This window comes from Bacteriovorax sp. BSW11_IV (genome assembly GCF_000447755.1).
Classification (GTDB): Bacteria; Bdellovibrionota; Bacteriovoracia; order Bacteriovoracales; family Bacteriovoracaceae; genus BSW11-IV.
In genome coordinates this window covers 57,863-74,668 of sequence record NZ_AUNE01000036.1, presented here as the reverse complement: position 1 = coordinate 74,668, position 16,806 = coordinate 57,863, and the positions used below count along the sequence as shown (strand labels likewise).

The window sequence follows — 16,806 nt, the reverse complement described above, 5'->3', positions numbered from 1 at the left end:
CAAATAACGAGTAAATCTTTTTTTAAATTGCACCGAGAATTGTTCCGATAATAAAATGTTAATATTCTTTCATAGAAAATCGGGAGACGGCATGCAAAAGAAAAAACTGACGATCAAAGACTTTATCGACTCGTGCAGCCTTGTCTTTAAAACCTATCAATACGATGTGAATCTCTCAAAAAACAGAACGACTCTTTGGCACTTCAGCGCTCGAAAAAGCGAAAAGAAATATATGATCTACTGTGCCCCACAATATGCTAAGACTAAAGGTATTGTAAAAATCGCACTTAAGAAAATTCCTAAAGGATCACGTCTTGTCGTTGTCTGTTCACGATATGGTGCGACTGAAAAGATGGAGGCCGATACTATGGGCTACTCTCTTATTGATTACAATACGCTTGAAAAATATGGTCTAGAAATGATCGATGCTAAAGCAAGATTGACCGAGGCCGCTTAACACTGTTTTTTATCAGGGCCAAATATCCATTTGTGTTGTTGGCCTATAACTCTAAACATCCCACCAATTTGTTCATTCCATGCAATCACGTCAATGAATCTTTCGGCAGGAAAGTTTTCTAAAAGATTATATGATGGTGTCATACACCAAGAGAAGTTCATTTTATTCGTAAGAGAAATAACTTTATTATACGCTTCAAGAGTACTATCAAAATCAGCTCTTGATTCAATAACAGACTTTATTTGAAACTTCCCTTCATACTCATTGCAAAGTTTTGCGATAAGCTCAGGATTAGTTCTAACACCTGTTGAAGGAGTTTTGTAGTCAAAGCTGATAAAATCCACCATCTGAAAAATGTCAGGAACAATACGCGTTCCCGCAGCTTCAATATTGATGAAGTATCCGGCCTCTTTCAATTTTTTTGAAAGCTCGATTACATAAGGAACGTGCTTAGGATGAAGCGGATCTCCCCCTGTGATTGAAACACGTTTAATCTTACCCTGAAATGATTCGTTATAAACTTCTAAGAGAATTTCATCGAGAGAAAAACGACTTCCTTCAAAGTCCCATGTATCCACTGAATCACAGTTGATACAGCCAATGGCACAACCTTGAAAGCGCACGAATACCTGAGGTGTTCCAAGGTGGATTCCCTCTCCTTCTGTGGCCCGATAAATAGAGTTTATTAGATAATCTTTCATAAGTATTAGCGACCCATGTATAACACATTTTAAAATTGTGTGATACATAGAAGTGGTCCTTTTTACAGGGTGATAACAGAATAATCAATACTTTATAGGTGTAACTGTGCAAAATATAAAGAAAGTCGGGTTGGGGCGCCTTTGGGTCCACCTCAAAAGTGAGCGCAAAGACATCGTCATGGCCACGGCCTACTCGATTTTAAATAAAATCTTCGATCTTGCTCCCCCTTTGCTCATCGGTCTTTCGGTCGATATTGTCGTCAAAAAAGAGAGTTCAATCCTCACGAAATATTTCCCTGTCCAAACGGTTATGGAACAACTTTGGCTTGTGAGTATTCTCACTCTTGTCATTTGGGTTTTGGAATCGTTTTTTGAATTTCTACTCAAAGTCAGATGGAGAAATCTTGCACAAAAAGTTCAACACTTATTGCGCATGGAGGCCTTCTCTCATGTGCAAAACTTGGAGCTTGCATACTTCGAAGATAAAAGTACGGGAAATTTAATTTCAATTATTAATGATGACGTCAATCAACTAGAGCGTTTTTTAAATAATGGTGCAAATTCACTTTTGCAAGTTATGACAACAGTTATTGTTATTGGCGCAATTTTCTTTTCAATTTCACCTCTGGTAGCAACATTTTCATTCCTTCCTATTCCACTCATTTTGTGGGGATCATTTTATTTTCAAAAGAAAATTGAACCACTTTATGGCGACGTAAGAAAAGAAGTTGGAATCCTTTCAAGTATTCTTACAAATAACTTATCGGGAATCGCGACAGTAAAAAGTTACGTGGCCGAAAAATTTGAAATAGAAAGACTAAGAGATCAAAGTCACAACTATGCAGTTGCAAATGCAAAAGCGATCACAGTGTCTTCAAGCTACTCTCCACTTATTCGTATGGTTGTCCTTTGCGGATTCATTGCCACAACATTACTTGGAGGATGGCTTGTTGAAAAAGGAACTCTTGAAGTTGGTTCATATTCTGTTCTTATCTTTATGACTCAAAGACTTTTGTGGCCATTAACAAGTCTTGCCGAAACATTCGACCTATTTCAAAGATCAATGGCATCGACTAGAAGGATTTTTTCGCTTATTGATACGCCACTTAGAGTCGTTAGTGGAAAAAAATCCATTTCACTAAGAAGTGATGAAACAATCATTGAATTAAAGGATCTGAGCTTTTCATACAATGAAGGTCCAAGAATCATCAAAAACCTTGACCTCACAATCAATCCTAAAGAAACAGTGGCGTTTGTTGGTGCAACAGGTTCAGGAAAAAGTACTTTGACAAAACTTCTACTGCGCTTTTACGACCCAGAAAAAGGCAGTATAACTATAGGTGGAGAGGAGATTAAGACACTGGAGCTTGGCTCTCTTAGAAACCTCTTTAGCTATGTTGGTCAAGACACATATCTTTTTCACGGTACAGTAAGAGAAAATATTCTTTACGGTAAACCAAGTGCCAGTGAAGAAGAGATGATCGAGGCCGCAAAGCATGCTTATATCCACGATTTTATCGTGTCTTTGCCAAAAGGATACGACACTCTGGTGGGCGAGCGCGGACAAAAGCTCTCAGGTGGTCAGCGTCAGAGAATAAGCTTAGCAAGAGCAATATTAAAAGATGCGCCGATATTTATTTTTGATGAGGCCACTAGTGCCATTGATAATGAAACCGAAGCGGCCATTGCACGTTCACTGGCCGATATTACTAAAAATCGTACAACGATAATGATTGCCCACAGACTATCGACTGTACTTGGCGCCGATCGTATCTTCGTTTTAAAAGAGGGTATCATTATCGAATCTGGTGCGCACAGTGATCTTATGGAAAGAAAAGGGGCCTACTACGACTTATGGAATGTAAAAGGCGACCCTATAGTTTTAAATTAGGTGAAAATATGGATGAGAAGAAAAAAACAGGAAGAGAAATAGAAATCGATCATATTGATCTCGATGTACTTAAAACTCGCACAACCGAAATTCCTGGTCTCATCCCCTATCCCCACCACTCAGGTGGAGTCACTATCACTCCAGAAGACAAGGGAAAGATCAAAGGTCGCGCCATGGCGGCCATGAAAGAGCAAACAAATAGAGAGCTTGAACAATTGATCAATCAGATGAAGCCTTTAATTGACCAAGCTAATAAGTTAAAAAAGCGCATTCATATCTCTGAGATTATCTATGAGGCCGATATACCGTTTGAGCCTCTCATTGGGCATTGCTACTACGTTTATCGCAAAGAAGAGGGCAAGGCCTTCATGTCAATGATTTCTCCCGAAGAATGGGGACCCAAAGGGCCTTATAAAGAATTTGTAGGAAAAGTTAAACTTTTACACGACCACACTTGGGAAATTGAAGATTAGTTGTTAAAATTTCTTCATGACAACTCAAGAAATTTACAATGACATTATCGAAAAATTAAAGGCCGGTAAAAGACCTCTGGTTAAACTCTCCCCTTCAGAATGTGATGAACTGAGAGAAAAATTCCTAAGTGCGGCCAATAATCAAAACAAAGATGAGCTCTACCCCCTTTTGTGCATTCTAGATAATACTCAAACCTTTATTGCCGATTTAGATCAAGCGTTTCTATGTGCTTTTGAAAAATTTCAAGATGCCCAAACTCTTGTACTCCTACTTGGATGTATGCAAAGACATATCATTGAATACAAGGCCATGCGTGGTAATAGATTGACCATGGACTTTTTAAACATACTAGAACGTGGTCTAAGGCATGAAGATGCAGAAGTTTTAGAATGGACTCTTAGAACAGTGGAAGCAATGGGTTCACAGGGGATATATTTTAAGGCCACAATGAAAGAAGTTAAGCCCAATATGCTGGCCGTCTTCAATAAGCACAAGAAAGCTTCTAAGCAAATTATTGAGATGCTAGAAAAGAGATGGAACTTTTAAGGATTGTTTTTAAAGATGAAAAATAAAAATTTTAACCCTGAAAATCTTTATCAAAAACTGCAACAGGCCACAAATGCTGTTGATCAAAAACATTTTCATAATCACGCCCAAGAAGTTCATCACGTAAAAATTCGTCCCAATAAGGACGTTGGCCTTGGCAAATTTAAACACGACCCCCTAATTCCTGGCGGCTATATTGCACACCCCACTACAATTCGCGCTATGAGAAAAGATATCTTTGCTGCTGGTGAAGAAGTTTTTGAAGATTTAGAGTATTGGATTCATTGCGAAAAATGCAACACAGCGCTAGATGTACAGTTTTGGATTTTCTGTCCATACTGCGAAGCACACTTTCCCTCACCTTTGCCAAGCCCCTTGAAATCACATGAAATGTAAATCTTTGTAAGATTAATACCTTTTACTAACACCTGTGAAATTCAGTATTTTATTAAAAACATTTATTCGATCAATTAGATTAGATTAATGCAAAAAAAATAGTTTAGGACGAACTAGCATTGAATAATCGAGAATAAATTTAACTTACACACACACGACAACAACGACAGGAGTAGGCTCATGACTAGAGAAAATGAGTATCTGAGTGAACAACAGGTAACAACACTCAAGGACAAGCTTCTAGGTGACAAGGAAAGAATCCTTAACAACATGAACTCAGTTAAGGAAACTTATCAACTGGACAAAAACGAACTCTCTGACCCAGTGGATGAAGCGAGTATCAACGTGCAAACGGCCCATGAAATTCGTTTCAAGAACAGAGAAAACTTCTACTTAAAGAAAATCAATAAATCACTTATCAAGCTCGACAAAGGGACGTATGGCCTTTGCGAAGAATGTGATGCCGAAATATCATTTGAAAGACTAATGGCACGACCTACAGCAGAGCTCTGTATTTCATGTAAAGAAGAGTCTGAGCAAATGGAGAAAAGCAACTTTTTCCTTAAAAAGTCTAAGTCGCTTGGTAAAACACTTCAAGAAATTGGTAAGCGCTAAAAAAGAACGAGCGGTCTCTATGGGGTCGCTCGTTCTTTTTTATCATCTGTAATCTCTTCTGTAATATAGTGTTCGTAATCAGTTAAGTACTGAACGCAACTCTTTGTCTTTGGAACATCATCAATCTGCGAAACAAAATGTCCTAAATAAACAAATCCATCAAGAGAATCGGCCTTAATGGCATATAAATTTCTAGCTGGTTTGCTCTTTGTATGCATATCCTTTAAAAAGTTAGGGCTCGCCTTGGAATTAAGCGCATTAATACCTCCAAGAGTCGCATCATCCATGACTAATAAATTTTTAAGAGAATCATTATCGAGACCATCAGCAAGCTTTAATTTATCGTCAAATTTTGGCGTATAATTATAATTCTCCCCACCCTTTGATAGTTTTAGGCCTTTATTATCTGGAAGCTTTTCGACTTTAACTCCAACCTTACTAAGCTCTTTTGATACCGAATCAAAATGTCTTTTCATCAAATCATCATAAATTCCTTGATGAAATTTCTTTCCCGTAATTTTTTTAAATGAAGATAGATTATTTGTGAGAGCATCATCTATATTTTGTAAAGGGGCCGCATAGAGACGGGCAAGCTTCACGCTACTGCCCGATCCTGTACTAAAACCTTTTTCAAGCTTTGAATCATTTAGTTTTTTGAAAACCCCTTGCTTACCTCTTTGATAAAAATAATGATAAGGAAGAGTTAAAGGGTTTTTTTGCACAAGTCCCAAGAAAGAACTTCCCATCCCTGAGAGAAGCTTTAATTCGTCACCAACCGCAGTTAAGAAGTTTGAAACTGGGCGCGCCTTCATTGCAAATTGATGAGAGCCCATGCGATAAGTTTGCTTACTTTCTTTAAGTGTATCTCCGACAAATTTTTTAAGTTCTAATTGCTCTTTTTCAAAAAAATTAAACTTAAACGCTCTCGGATCTTTTGAGATGGCCTTTCTAAATTGATTCATTGTCAGTAAGCTCTTGGCGCTCCCAAGCATTCCACCCAACAAATAACCTGTTCCAAGCTGACCCACTAGGCCGCATGTAAAATTCATTACTGTGCCGCAACTTGGGCACGACCAATCAGTCTTTTTCAAGCACTCAGATTCATACGCAGCACCACTCCATTCCATACAACCCAAAAGTTCAGAATAAAAAGTTCTAATATTTCCAAGAAAATTGAAAAAATTCTTTCTAAGAAGATCATAAAAAGTTGAAAAATCCAATTCACTCAGGGCCGTTGCCATATTCTCAGGCATGACAGAGCTTAAAAGCATGGCCCGCGATGTTTCTTTTTCATCATTAAAAAAATAATTCCAAAGATTTCTACCCGCGCGAGCAGCGGCCTTGGGGATATCTCTTACAAAAAGTAGTATGGTTGATTTCAAAGAATGCACGACATTTGTAATCATATTTTCCATACACCCCATTTTGTTGGTTGCCTTTTTACTGGTAAAAGGGAGCAAGTTCACGGCACTTTTTAAATCTTCAACCACTAAATCAATGATTTGATCGAAACAACTATTATCATTTTTAGGGCATTTCCCATCATACTTTGAAAGAACATTCATGGCATCGGCCACAAAGGGGGCCTGGTCTTTATTTGGCATGGTCAGCGCCATGGCCTCTTTCATTGGGGCACACAAATCGGCCTCATCGCTCTTTTCATTAAGTTTTGAAACAAGTCCTTCTGGTAAAGTAACGATCCCCTGTCCTTTATTATGACATTCTAAAAAAGTAGGAATTAGCCTTTCTTTTTGACCTGATTTTTTCTCTTTTAAAAAGATCGCAATTCTCTTTTGCTCATCATTTTGACAATACTTTTGAACCGAGCATTGATAAAAGCTCGAGTTTTGATAAAGGACATTCTCTAAGTCCCCAGTGCTTTTAACATCATATGTGATAACACTTGCCTGTGGATTTGCACTTATCTCAGGTGGTAAGATCATCAATGTGGAGAAAATTAAAATGAAAAAAATTCTAATTGCACTTTCTTTTATCATACAATTTCAACCCGCTCTTGCGGAAAAGTTCACTTTAGGAAGTGATGTTATTAATTTACCTATAGAAAAATCTTGGCTTGCAAAGCAAAGTGATAATAAAGGCTCTCTTGTCTTTTTTAATCCTAAAGAAAAAAATCCAAGACCGATCACATCACTTTATTTCGCAAAAGTTTTGTATCCCACACAAGACGTATCGACATTTAAAGATGAGTTCATTAAAGAGAAAATTAAATGGATTGAAGAAGTTGGTGCAAAAAGCAATAAAGCAGTCAAGGCCGACGAGATAGATCAACATAGAGAAATACTTATTGAGGCCGAGTTTAATTTTCAAAATAATGATTTTATTGAAATTACGAGAATGCGTGAATGTTCCAAGACGAAGACCATTATTTTAAAAATGCTCTTTCCAAAAAACTTACTTAAAACAGAGCAAAAACAATTTGATGAACTAAAAGAAGTAAACTTCTGTCCCGAGGTTTTATAATTGCGAAACCTTAAAGATCTTACGAATAACTTTTACTGTTTCGGGGTTTAAAATAAGATATTGAGTTGAAAAGAGATCCCCATAGGCCTTCAGATCTGTCCGTTCAACAAATTGAATATTGCGAAGATCTCCACAGGCCTTGGCATTTTTATCTACTAGCAAATTATCAAAATTAAATAGTTTCATCTTTAGCGGACCAACATGTGCTCTACTATTAAATGTAGACTGCAGGTATATTCTCGTAAGTTCTGGTCTTAGCCCCCATTGTCCACATTCATTCTCAGAAAGGCCTTGCAAGATATTTATGATATTTAAAACCAATACAGCTTTCTTATAATAAAATTCAGGTGCATTCATCAAACCTTTAGCTGTTTTTTTGTCATTATAAAGGCCATTCATATAAATGAGATCAATGGCACGATAGCCCTCAACTTGAATAGATTCCATTCTCTCTGCCAGCTCTTGAATCTGTATCAAATCAATTGTAATAAAATTTTCTCCGAGCATTTCTAAGAGAATTTGCACAAAAAGTGGGTGTATGTTTTTAATGAGAAGATTTCCATGAGTGTTATTAAAATCAGTTGATGAAATAAAGATTTTGATTTGTTCTTTCAAATCATCTACCCCATCAAGTTTATTTTTAAAATACATCGCTCTTGTTTGGGCCGCTCCTTTGTGAGAGACACTTTCATCCCACAAAGCTTTTGCATTTTCATTCAATAAAAGAAGTTCATCCCAATCCATGGCCTTTAGTAAATTCTTATCCTCGGAATTAACAAGTATCACCTCTTTACTTGGAAGTTCGAAGGCCGGAAAGCCAAAATCTTCTTTAAGAAGATCATCATCGGCATAGGGATACATACGGTAACAATATTGATGCTCAAGTTTTGAGAAATTGGCGGTATTAAAAACATTTATTGAAGGTCTTGTGAGACTTACCGTGTAATTTTCGTAATTAATGATGCCTGCAATTTTTAAATCATGTCCTTCGATTTTGATGGGCTTAATGAGCTCAAATGAGAATTCCTTATCTGAGATTTTTTTAGAGTGAACAACATTTGAATCAAGATTTAAAACTGAACATAAAAAAGCTCTATCTTGCAGAAGTTCATTTTTAATCGTTCGAACGCTCTTGCACCCCGTTGCAAAGGCAAGGGCCGATAAAATAAACACCTGTATAAACTTAGAACAGTTTTTCATACAAAATCCCTAGTTTTCATCTCTCCTAGGGATAATAAAGCAAAGGCGATGCCAAAACTCTTATATCGGCCCACAAAAAATGGCCAAAAAAAGGCCGTGAACTTAAGTCACGGCCCTATAATTACATAGTATTATCTACTACTTATCTTTATTCTTTTTGCCACGCCTTTTCGGCATCATCTCATCCATACTGGCCTTATGCTTTTGGCGGCAAACTTTCGTGGCCTCCATATCAGCAGCACTTTGAATACAAGACTTCAACTCTCCAAGCTTGCCCATGCGAGCGTCAATTTTCGATAAGGCCATGGCCTTTTTCTCTGCAAAACTTTTCTTTCCATCTTTTTCGTCGTGGTCATCTGCAAATGAAACTGATGACAAGAGAACTAAACATAGCACGAGCTTTTTCATGCAATACCCCTCTACTTATTTAAAGATTCCAGTTGGTGAAAAACTCCAACAGGATGGTTGATCATAATTCGTTCAATATACTTTACACCCTCTTTTTTAGAGAATGCTTCTTGAAATGCAGATGTGTCTTCGAACTTAACTTGGTAGAGTTTATCATTCACTTTAATAAGCTCTCCTTTACCAGCTAAATATTCTCGCATTTGATCAATGGCCTCGGCCCTTAGGGCCTCATCAGGAGTAAGGCCAATTAGTAATTGCCCTTCTCTATAGCCATCACAAATTCCAAGTTCCACTTCTTGCAACTCTCCAACTTCGAATTTTGAAAATTTTCCTTCAGCAAATCGCGACCACACACAAGCGCGACCATTTTGAGTTTTAATATTGGCCACAAATTGGGCGCCAAAGCTACCACAATGAACATAATAAGAGTTGCTTTCATCGTGAATGAGTTGAACACCACTTCGGTCTAAATTTTCTTGAAAACGAGAAAGATCACCGCCATCTATAATGAATGATTTTTGATCATTAAATGAAGCTATTTTAATTAATTGGGATTCTTCACTAATCCAGCATGCACCACCAGCAACAGAAGTTACTTCGAGAGCAAGTGTATTTAGTGAAAAAAGCACAAGGGCAATGTAGAGCTTTTTCACTGGTCTAATCTCCGACAAAAATTATCTGTACTTTATTTATCGGATATAGATTTCAAAGCTTAATAGTCGGGATTAATATAAACAAAAAAAAAGGGACCCTTGAGGATCCCTTCTCTTTTTAAAAGTAATTTTGATTACTTACAAGCTGGAACGTCTACTAGTTCAGACTTGATAAGTTTCTTAACATCACCATTTTTCTTTTGAGTAACTTTGTAAGTCTCAAGTTTGAAAGTTAGTGGGTAAGACTTGTTAACTTCTACAGTTTTAACACAACCATTTTTGTTGTACTTAACACACTCATTCATAGAGTAATCAACTGAAGTTGTAAGAACTTTCTTAACAGTTGGGATTTTAGTATTTCTTTCTTTACCGTAAACTGTTCTGTAAAGTTGAATAGCAAACTTAGTTTGAAGATCACCAGCGTCGTTAAGACATACGTTTTCCATATAAGTGATAACACCTTGTGGGAAAATAACTGTTGGTGATGAAGTTTCAGTGTAAGAGTATCCGTAAGCAAAAGAAGCAACAGAAACTAGTGAAGCAAGAGTAGCGATCATTTTTTTCATTTGAATTCTCCTATTAAAAGGTGGTTGTTTAATAAAGTGTTTTTGATGTCTCAGGTTATAGAGGGCGCAAATCAAAGTGAAAAGAAAAGGCAAAAAACAAACTAATTTTCTAGGACAAAGTCCCATCGTTCACAAAATCTGTGGACAAAAATAAATTTTGTCCATTAATGTTAAGATGCGAAACTAATTTATGAATGAGAAAGAATTAATAAAATTAACAGTTTACAAGTTTTATGAGAAGGCCACGGCCGATTTTCTCATAGGCCATCACTTTAGAAAGATCCAAGAGTTCACAGGTGACAATGTCCTTGCCCCACCCATGGCGGCCTTTTCTCACCATCTGCCACGTATTAATCAGTTCTGGGAAATGCAACTTCTAGGAAAACCAGACACTCCCCTAGAGAAACCTTTTAATCTCATTATGGCCCATGAGTATTTGCATATTCGCGTTGGAGAAGTGGGAAGATGGGTCACTCTGTTTAAAGAAACCATTGCACAAGTAAGAAAAGACCGGCCAGATTTTGATGAGCTTTTTGATGAGTGGTTGTCACGTATAGATGTCTTTAATGATATTTTTCTTCGTTCGAAAATTGTTCGAAGTAATCAAGGTTAAGTCTTATTGAGGGTTAACCGCCCCAAAACATTTCGTCACATAATCTTCAAGAACAGGCTCCCCTTTGATTTCATCAAAGACCCAGTTGCGAACGTAGTATTGATTCAATTCTTTGGCGGCCTTTTTGGCAAGTTCTGGAGTTTGATACATGATAACGGCCATCTCGACTAAGCGGATCTTGTAGCGAAAGACGTACTCTTGCACACAGCCCTCAGGGTAGTTTTTGCAAAGAGGTCTATTGAGATCGTTGAGACGAAGCTGTTCGATACTCTTGTCGCACTTTATGGCCACATCGTAGAGTTCTAAGGGTGTATAGCGGGGTTCTTCTTTGGAGCAAGATAGAGAGAGTAAGAGAATAAAAGGGATAAAAAATAAAGTCTTCATCCCTTTTATTTTAGCATAATTATTTTCTTTTGTAGCGAGGAGACTTTTTAACCCTTGAGACTTTTTTGTCTTCAAAGCGGTTGTCTTTTTTCTTCATTGTCTTCTTCTTGCCAGCAGCTGTAGCAGTGGCCTTCTTAACAACTTTTTTCTTCGCGTCTTTTTGGCCTTTTGCTGTCTGGTTTTGTTTTACTTCTTTAATTGGAGATAAAGGAAGTGACGACTGTCCACGAATGGCATCGTTAATTCTTTTGATAAGTTCAAAGTCTTTTGAAGTTACAAAGTTGTAAACGTGACCCATGCGCCCACTTCTACCGACACGACCAGCTCTGTGCACATAGTACACGGCCTCAAAAGGAAGATCGTAGTTTAGTACCCAATTAAGGTCTTTAATATCAACACCGCGAGCGACGATATCAGTAGCAACAAGAACGCCCCCAACCTTTCTAAATTTAGAAAGTGAGTCCTCTCTTTCTTTTGCCGTCATCTCACCATGCAGAAGGTGAAAAGTTAGTTTTGGAAGCTCATCTACAAGTTTCTTATAGATGACTTGAGCCTCTTCTTTCTTATTTAAAAAGATAATCCCACTGCCCTTGGCCTCCTTAGTAAGGAAGGTCGTTGTCATGGCCTCTTTTTCTTTATAGTTCAAATAGATATTGAAGTTGTTAATCGTCTTCTTAATTCCAGCGGCACCTTGTAAAGATACATCTAGGAAATCAACTTTCTTAAAAGTTTTAGAAACAAATTCTTCAAAGTCGTTTGGTCTTGTCGCACTCACTAGCGCCACTTGAGTATCAGACCACTCAAAGTGAGAATAAATACTCTCGATATCTTTATTGAAACCCATTTCTAATAATTGATCGGCCTCATCAAGAACAAGAAAGTGACACTGACTCGCATTGATCTCGCCGCTTTTAAGGGCCTTGGCCACTTTACCGGGACCACCAATAATAACGTCAACGAATTGTTCCTTAAGACTTGTTGCTTTTTTAGACTTATCCATTCCCACTAGAGTTCTCACTCTTAGTTTTGCGTGGTGAGAGATTTGTTTGAAAATCTCATGAACTTGAGTCACAAGCTCTTTTGTTGGCACAAGCACGATGGCGCGAGGACAACCTCTTTTGCTTGGCACGTCTTTTTCTGTAAGTTTTAATCTTTGCACTAGTGGTAGAGCGTATGAAAGAGTTTTCCCCGTTCCTGTTTGTGCAAGCACAGTAACTGACTTACCTTCACAAAAAAGTGGGATCACTTTTTCTTGAACTTCTGTTGGTTTTTCAAAACCGTGCTCCACAAGGAAGTTATAAAGTTCATCTACGTGCAAAATATCCATGAAAGATTTCATATAGTACCCATTTAAGTTTTTGAAAATTCTAGCACTTCTAGCAAAAAATGTTGTGCAATGTCAAGGCCGTACGAAAAAAAGGCCCCACAATGTGAGGCCTTTTCCGATATCAATAAATTTATCTTAGAAGAAAAATCTGAAGTTTGCTGAGTAATAGTTTGAAACTTCGATATCATCAACCTTGTCAGTAAGAGCAAACTTACCTTCAAGATCAAGATGGATTAGCCATAGTTTAGATCTGGCACCTAGAGTCAAATGCTCCTTATCGGCCTGAGTTCTGAAGTTTAGACCAATTCTGTCTCCCCAAACAAACATACCCCAATCAGCACCAACATAAAGGCCATCACCAACTCCGTAACCACTTCTTGCGTGGAAACCAGCAAATGGGCTCAGTTTGAAAATACTTAAACGGTAATCAGCTTGTCCATGAAGTCTAATAAGAGGATCTGTACCAAAAGCAGGCTTTCCATCGTCTTCAGAAGAAACTTCAGCAATTTTCATTTCTTCTACAGCGAAAAACGCTTGGTAATTTGAGTTTCTGTATCCAAATCTATAATCAATTGCAGCATTAATAAGTGTATTCTCAGCAACGTCTAAGTTACCACCGCCCCCTAAAAGTAGAAGTGCATCAGCAGACTTTTTAATATCTAGACGACCTAGACCATAAAGGCCAAACGTTCCAAAAAAGTGCTCACCTTTTGTATAATCTAGCCAAAAACCAGCTTTCGCTTCAACTTTTGCGTAAATATCAATCTCAGGTGTGTCTTTAGTTGTAGTAGCAAGAGTCGTTGAATAAGGAATCTTATCTACGTTGTAAGTATCTTTGATTTGATTAGCTTGCGCTTGAGTAATAGATCCTTCAGACACACAATAAACAAGTAAGTCTTGTCCGTCTGTTGGAGCACCTGTGTTGTATGGTGCTTGAATACAATCAAGTAGACTATCTCTAATCTGAGATGGAATCTGATCAAGATTTGCGATAATAGTTGTTAGTGAAGTTTGAACCTTTTTTGGTGTTAGTACAGCAGTAACACCACCACCAAAACGGAAATTTGGTTTGAAATTTACATCAAAGGCCGTGAAAGAAAAAAGAGGAATTCCAAAATCGAATTTCGCTCTAAGAACTTGTTCTTTATTATAATATTTTTCAAGAATTTGATTCACTTGCTCAATATCATTATCGACGTTACCAGAGTCAATATCACCAATTTTATCGGCATCATCTTTTAGATCCATAACATCAGTTGTCATCGCCGCATTGATGTCGATGATGAAATCGTGACCAAATGGTCTTAACATTTCTTGAGTTTTGAAACGGTCATCAATAAGCTTAGCTCTTTTTACAATGTCATATGCGCCAGCATTAAGTGTCGTTAGACCAATTAATCCCGTCAGCGCAAGATTCTTCCACGTTACCATGAATCTCTCCCTTATAGATTTTTGAAACTTTTGTTTATTATTGCGATGGTTAACAATAAATACTACGGGGAAAAATAGTTTAACTTGGCCAGATTACTTGATTTTTATGCTAAAAATTTAGAAAATTGATCTATAGTAGATAATAAATTTGGCCAAGGTTTTTTCCTCTCATGAGTAATGCACAATTTGTTTTAGATATTAGATTTCCCGATCAACCTCCTAAGCGCTTTGACGTCAATGGCAAAGTGGCCATGGGTAGTGATCCTCGCTGTAAAATTCATATCCCAGATTATGATCTTGCCCCTGTTCACTGTATCTTCACTGTGAAAGATGGTGTTCTGGCCCTCCAAAATACTGGAGGAGATCGCCCTACTATCCTCGACGGTAAACCTTTAGAACACAGTAAGAATTATATTTTGGATATTGGAGACAAAGTAGAAATTGGAGATATCGATCTCATCGTGCGCGTTCATGAAGAAGAAGAACTTCCCGATAGTACGCTGGTAAGAAATCTCTTTTCTCCTAGTGGTGAAGTTGATCCCGAAACTGGAAAGCATGGAAGTATTGCAGATCTTTTAAAATCAATTGATTCAAATGAAGGTAGTGCAGAAAAAATTGAAGATAGTATTTCTTTTAATGTCGATATGAAAACAAATGTCGCACAACCCTCAATTACAGAAAAAGATGTTACAGAATCTAGTTTTAATATTGAAGACGAGAATTTAGATAACGAAGACGAAAATGAACCTAAAGTTCAAAATGAAGCGACATCACCTAGGGCCATTAAAACGACACGTTCAAAGACGTCTCCAGAGAGAAAAGTTCGAGAAAAAACTGCGACAAAGAGCCTTGTGATCGAACATGCAAAAAGAGATGAGGCCGAAGATGATGGTAGCGTCTCTCAATCAAGTTCTTTTTTTGATTCCATCACTAGAATTATTTCTAAAGCTAAAAAAGAAGAAAAAAAGAAAAAGAAAAGTGAATCTCCAAAAGAAGAAACGAGTAAGAATAAAAAGCTCAAGCTAAAAGGAAAAGGTACGGTCGACAAGTCTTCTCTAAAAAAGACAAGTAAGGCCGTTCCAAAAATCTCGGCCAAGAGTGCTAAAGGTAAAACGATACCAAAAGATAAAAGACCACAAATCGATATTGATATTGTTGGTACTTTTCCTCGCCTCTTTTCTATTTTGGCCGGTTTTAGTTTGGTTCATTTATTAATCAATGAACTTGGATTCACTGTTGATGCACAAACAATAACATCATTAAAGACAATCCTTGGAGAAGCACTTGCCTTAATTCCAATGAACGATCTTTTGCCTGCTCAAATGGCAAGCGTAGTGAATAAGGCAATTTTAAGAGAGAGTACGATTCAATTTTTTATTCTCTACTTTGCTATTGAACTCATCTCTACTCTTATTTTTGGAGTGACAATTCCTCAAGCAATCTTTGGAATTAGTTCTACAGGAAAACCTGTGGCCAAAAGAATCAAAGGGATTATACGCGTACTAATTGGAATGATCACTTTTCCATTTATAATTTTTGACATCCCTGCACTAATAAAAAAGAAAACATTGAAAGAGATGCTAACAGGAAATGCTCTTCAATTTTCTTTCAAGCCCCTTAAATTTATTGGGATCATTCCAGTAACGCTTATCATCCTCTTGCCGTTAGAAATTCCTTTTATTCAACATGATGGAATCAATGCCAAGAAAAACCCTGAAAAAACAATTTCAATGACTGGTGATATTGCTAAGGTTTACACTCTTCCCTTTCTTGGACTTCAGGTTTTGGCCGAGTTAGATGAATATGAAATCTTTCCACGTATTGGACGTTCAAAACAAACACCTATTGGCCTAGATTTTTATAAGAAAAATTCATTGTTAAGGGCCGGAATTAGAAAAGAAAAAGAAATCAATGCCCTTGAAATACTCAAAACATTTGAGCAAGGAAACTTCTTTTTCTCATTATGTAATCCTACTCTCAATGATTCATTGGAAAATGAGACGGCCATTCAAGGTTCAGATAAAGAACTGGAAGAAATTCTTATTAGATCATTTAACATCACACCAGAAACACTACCCGCTGTCCTTATCTCACAGGGGCCTGAGCTTAAAAAGCTCTATGAGTTTAAAGAAAATTTTAAATCAGCTGTTGGTATTAAAGAAAATGCACAACTTGAAATTATTAAAGCGAAAAATTTTAATATTTTCTCATTTTTCCACCCAGATGATTCACTCTATAGTTTAGTTATCATTCACGATCTTAAATTCATTGTTTTTGAAGGAGACTACTCACGCTCGCAAGAACAACTCACTGAACTTGTGGCCAAAGTCTTTCCGGAAGCAGAGTTTCCTCAAAAACTAAAGCTCTCTGATACCAAACTTTTGGCCTTTGAATTGGCCAATATCCTTCACCACTATAAATTTAATGGGGCCCTACCGACGGCCAGTGATTTGCAAAAATTTGTCACATTCTACAAAGAAAAACTCTCTGAACTCTCACTTTCTGAGGACGCACAAAGAAAGGAGAAAATCATTAAAGGTCATTTAGGAGAAATGCTCAACCTCCTCCAAGGACTACCAAATACAGGTAATTGGCAAGCATTCCCAGAATTTAATGATCTCGCCTCAATGAAAAACTAGCAATTTTGACCCCACTCCAGACAT

Annotated in this window: 18 protein-coding genes; 9 read left to right on the top strand and 9 right to left on the bottom strand. The window is 37.3% G+C overall.

What is annotated here, in order from left to right; translation table 11 throughout:
* Positions 1-91 precede the first annotated feature (91 nt).
* Positions 92-457, top strand: coding sequence for a hypothetical protein (locus tag M899_RS09925; RefSeq protein WP_021271337.1), 366 nt, complete (start codon positions 92-94; stop codon positions 455-457).
* Here M899_RS09925 and M899_RS09920 read toward each other — a convergent pair.
* A complete protein-coding gene (locus M899_RS09920) occupies positions 454-1,158 on the bottom strand; it encodes a 7-carboxy-7-deazaguanine synthase QueE (protein WP_021271279.1) in 705 nt (234 codons plus the stop codon). The genes M899_RS09925 and M899_RS09920 overlap by 4 nt on opposite strands.
* Positions 1,159-1,264: 106 nt before the next feature.
* Here M899_RS09920 and M899_RS09915 point away from each other — a divergent pair, with 106 nt between their 5' ends.
* The 5 genes from M899_RS09915 (at position 1,265) to M899_RS09895 (ending at position 5,080) form a co-directional block, all read left to right on the top strand.
* Positions 1,265-3,049, top strand: coding sequence for an ABC transporter ATP-binding protein (locus tag M899_RS09915; protein WP_021271266.1), 1,785 nt, complete (start codon positions 1,265-1,267; stop codon positions 3,047-3,049).
* Between the two features lie 8 nt (positions 3,050-3,057).
* On the top strand, positions 3,058-3,522 hold the full coding sequence (locus M899_RS09910) for a DUF2452 domain-containing protein (protein WP_021271300.1): 465 nt from the start codon (positions 3,058-3,060) through the stop codon (positions 3,520-3,522).
* Between the two features lie 16 nt (positions 3,523-3,538).
* Positions 3,539-4,069 carry a hypothetical protein gene (locus M899_RS09905; RefSeq protein WP_021271253.1) on the top strand — a complete coding sequence of 177 codons (531 nt, stop codon included), beginning with the start codon at positions 3,539-3,541 and terminating at the stop codon, positions 4,067-4,069.
* A 15-nt stretch (positions 4,070-4,084) separates the two neighbouring features.
* On the top strand, positions 4,085-4,465 hold the full coding sequence (locus M899_RS09900) for a hypothetical protein (protein ID WP_021271303.1): 381 nt from the start codon (positions 4,085-4,087) through the stop codon (positions 4,463-4,465).
* Between the two features lie 180 nt (positions 4,466-4,645).
* Complete coding sequence (locus M899_RS09895; protein WP_021271261.1) at positions 4,646-5,080, top strand: TraR/DksA family transcriptional regulator; 435 nt, start codon at positions 4,646-4,648, stop codon at positions 5,078-5,080.
* A 17-nt stretch (positions 5,081-5,097) separates the two neighbouring features.
* Here the strand turns inward: M899_RS09895 and M899_RS09890 are convergent, their stop codons facing one another.
* Positions 5,098-7,026 (bottom strand): hypothetical protein, encoded by a 1,929-nt coding sequence (locus M899_RS09890; protein ID WP_155897176.1) that lies wholly within the window; start codon positions 7,024-7,026, stop codon positions 5,098-5,100.
* 16 nt (positions 7,027-7,042) lie between these two features.
* Between M899_RS09890 and M899_RS09885 the strand changes: the two genes are divergently transcribed.
* Complete coding sequence (locus M899_RS09885) at positions 7,043-7,561, top strand: hypothetical protein (protein WP_021271323.1); 519 nt, start codon at positions 7,043-7,045, stop codon at positions 7,559-7,561.
* Here the strand turns inward: M899_RS09885 and M899_RS09880 are convergent.
* The 4 genes from M899_RS09880 to M899_RS09865 all read right to left on the bottom strand — a co-directional run bounded on the left by M899_RS09880 (position 7,556) and on the right by M899_RS09865 (position 10,388).
* Positions 7,556-8,761 carry a hypothetical protein gene (locus M899_RS09880; RefSeq protein ID WP_021271250.1) on the bottom strand — a complete coding sequence of 402 codons (1,206 nt, stop codon included), beginning with the start codon at positions 8,759-8,761 and terminating at the stop codon, positions 7,556-7,558. The two genes, M899_RS09885 and M899_RS09880, sit on opposite strands and share 6 nt — an antisense overlap.
* A 138-nt stretch (positions 8,762-8,899) precedes the next feature.
* Positions 8,900-9,169 carry a hypothetical protein gene (locus M899_RS09875; protein ID WP_021271351.1) on the bottom strand — a complete coding sequence of 90 codons (270 nt, stop codon included), beginning with the start codon at positions 9,167-9,169 and terminating at the stop codon, positions 8,900-8,902.
* A gap of 11 nt (positions 9,170-9,180) precedes the next feature.
* Positions 9,181-9,822, bottom strand: a complete 642-nt coding sequence (locus M899_RS09870) for a hypothetical protein (protein ID WP_021271315.1) — start codon at positions 9,820-9,822, stop codon at positions 9,181-9,183.
* A 134-nt stretch (positions 9,823-9,956) separates the two neighbouring features.
* Positions 9,957-10,388, bottom strand: a complete 432-nt coding sequence (locus tag M899_RS09865) for a hypothetical protein (protein WP_021271272.1) — start codon at positions 10,386-10,388, stop codon at positions 9,957-9,959.
* A 190-nt stretch (positions 10,389-10,578) separates the two neighbouring features.
* Between M899_RS09865 and M899_RS09860 the strand changes: the two genes are divergently transcribed.
* Positions 10,579-11,001: a hypothetical protein gene (locus M899_RS09860; protein WP_021271288.1), complete on the top strand. Its 423-nt coding sequence runs from the start codon at positions 10,579-10,581 to the stop codon at positions 10,999-11,001.
* 3 nt (positions 11,002-11,004) lie between these two features.
* Here M899_RS09860 and M899_RS09855 read toward each other — a convergent pair whose 3' ends face one another.
* The 3 genes from M899_RS09855 to M899_RS09845 all read right to left on the bottom strand — a co-directional run bounded on the left by M899_RS09855 (position 11,005) and on the right by M899_RS09845 (position 14,143).
* Positions 11,005-11,385 (bottom strand): hypothetical protein, encoded by a 381-nt coding sequence (locus M899_RS09855; protein ID WP_021271331.1) that lies wholly within the window; start codon positions 11,383-11,385, stop codon positions 11,005-11,007.
* 19 nt (positions 11,386-11,404) lie between these two features.
* On the bottom strand, positions 11,405-12,724 hold the full coding sequence (locus M899_RS09850; protein ID WP_021271258.1) for a DEAD/DEAH box helicase: 1,320 nt from the start codon (positions 12,722-12,724) through the stop codon (positions 11,405-11,407).
* Between the two features lie 123 nt (positions 12,725-12,847).
* Complete coding sequence (locus M899_RS09845) at positions 12,848-14,143, bottom strand: hypothetical protein (RefSeq protein WP_021271299.1); 1,296 nt, start codon at positions 14,141-14,143, stop codon at positions 12,848-12,850.
* A 170-nt stretch (positions 14,144-14,313) separates the two neighbouring features.
* On the opposite strand from M899_RS09845, the gene M899_RS09840 reads away from it, so the two are divergent.
* Entirely contained in the window at positions 14,314-16,782 is a 2,469-nt protein-coding gene (locus M899_RS09840) for an FHA domain-containing protein (protein ID WP_021271314.1), read from the top strand.
* Positions 16,783-16,806 lie beyond the last annotated feature (24 nt).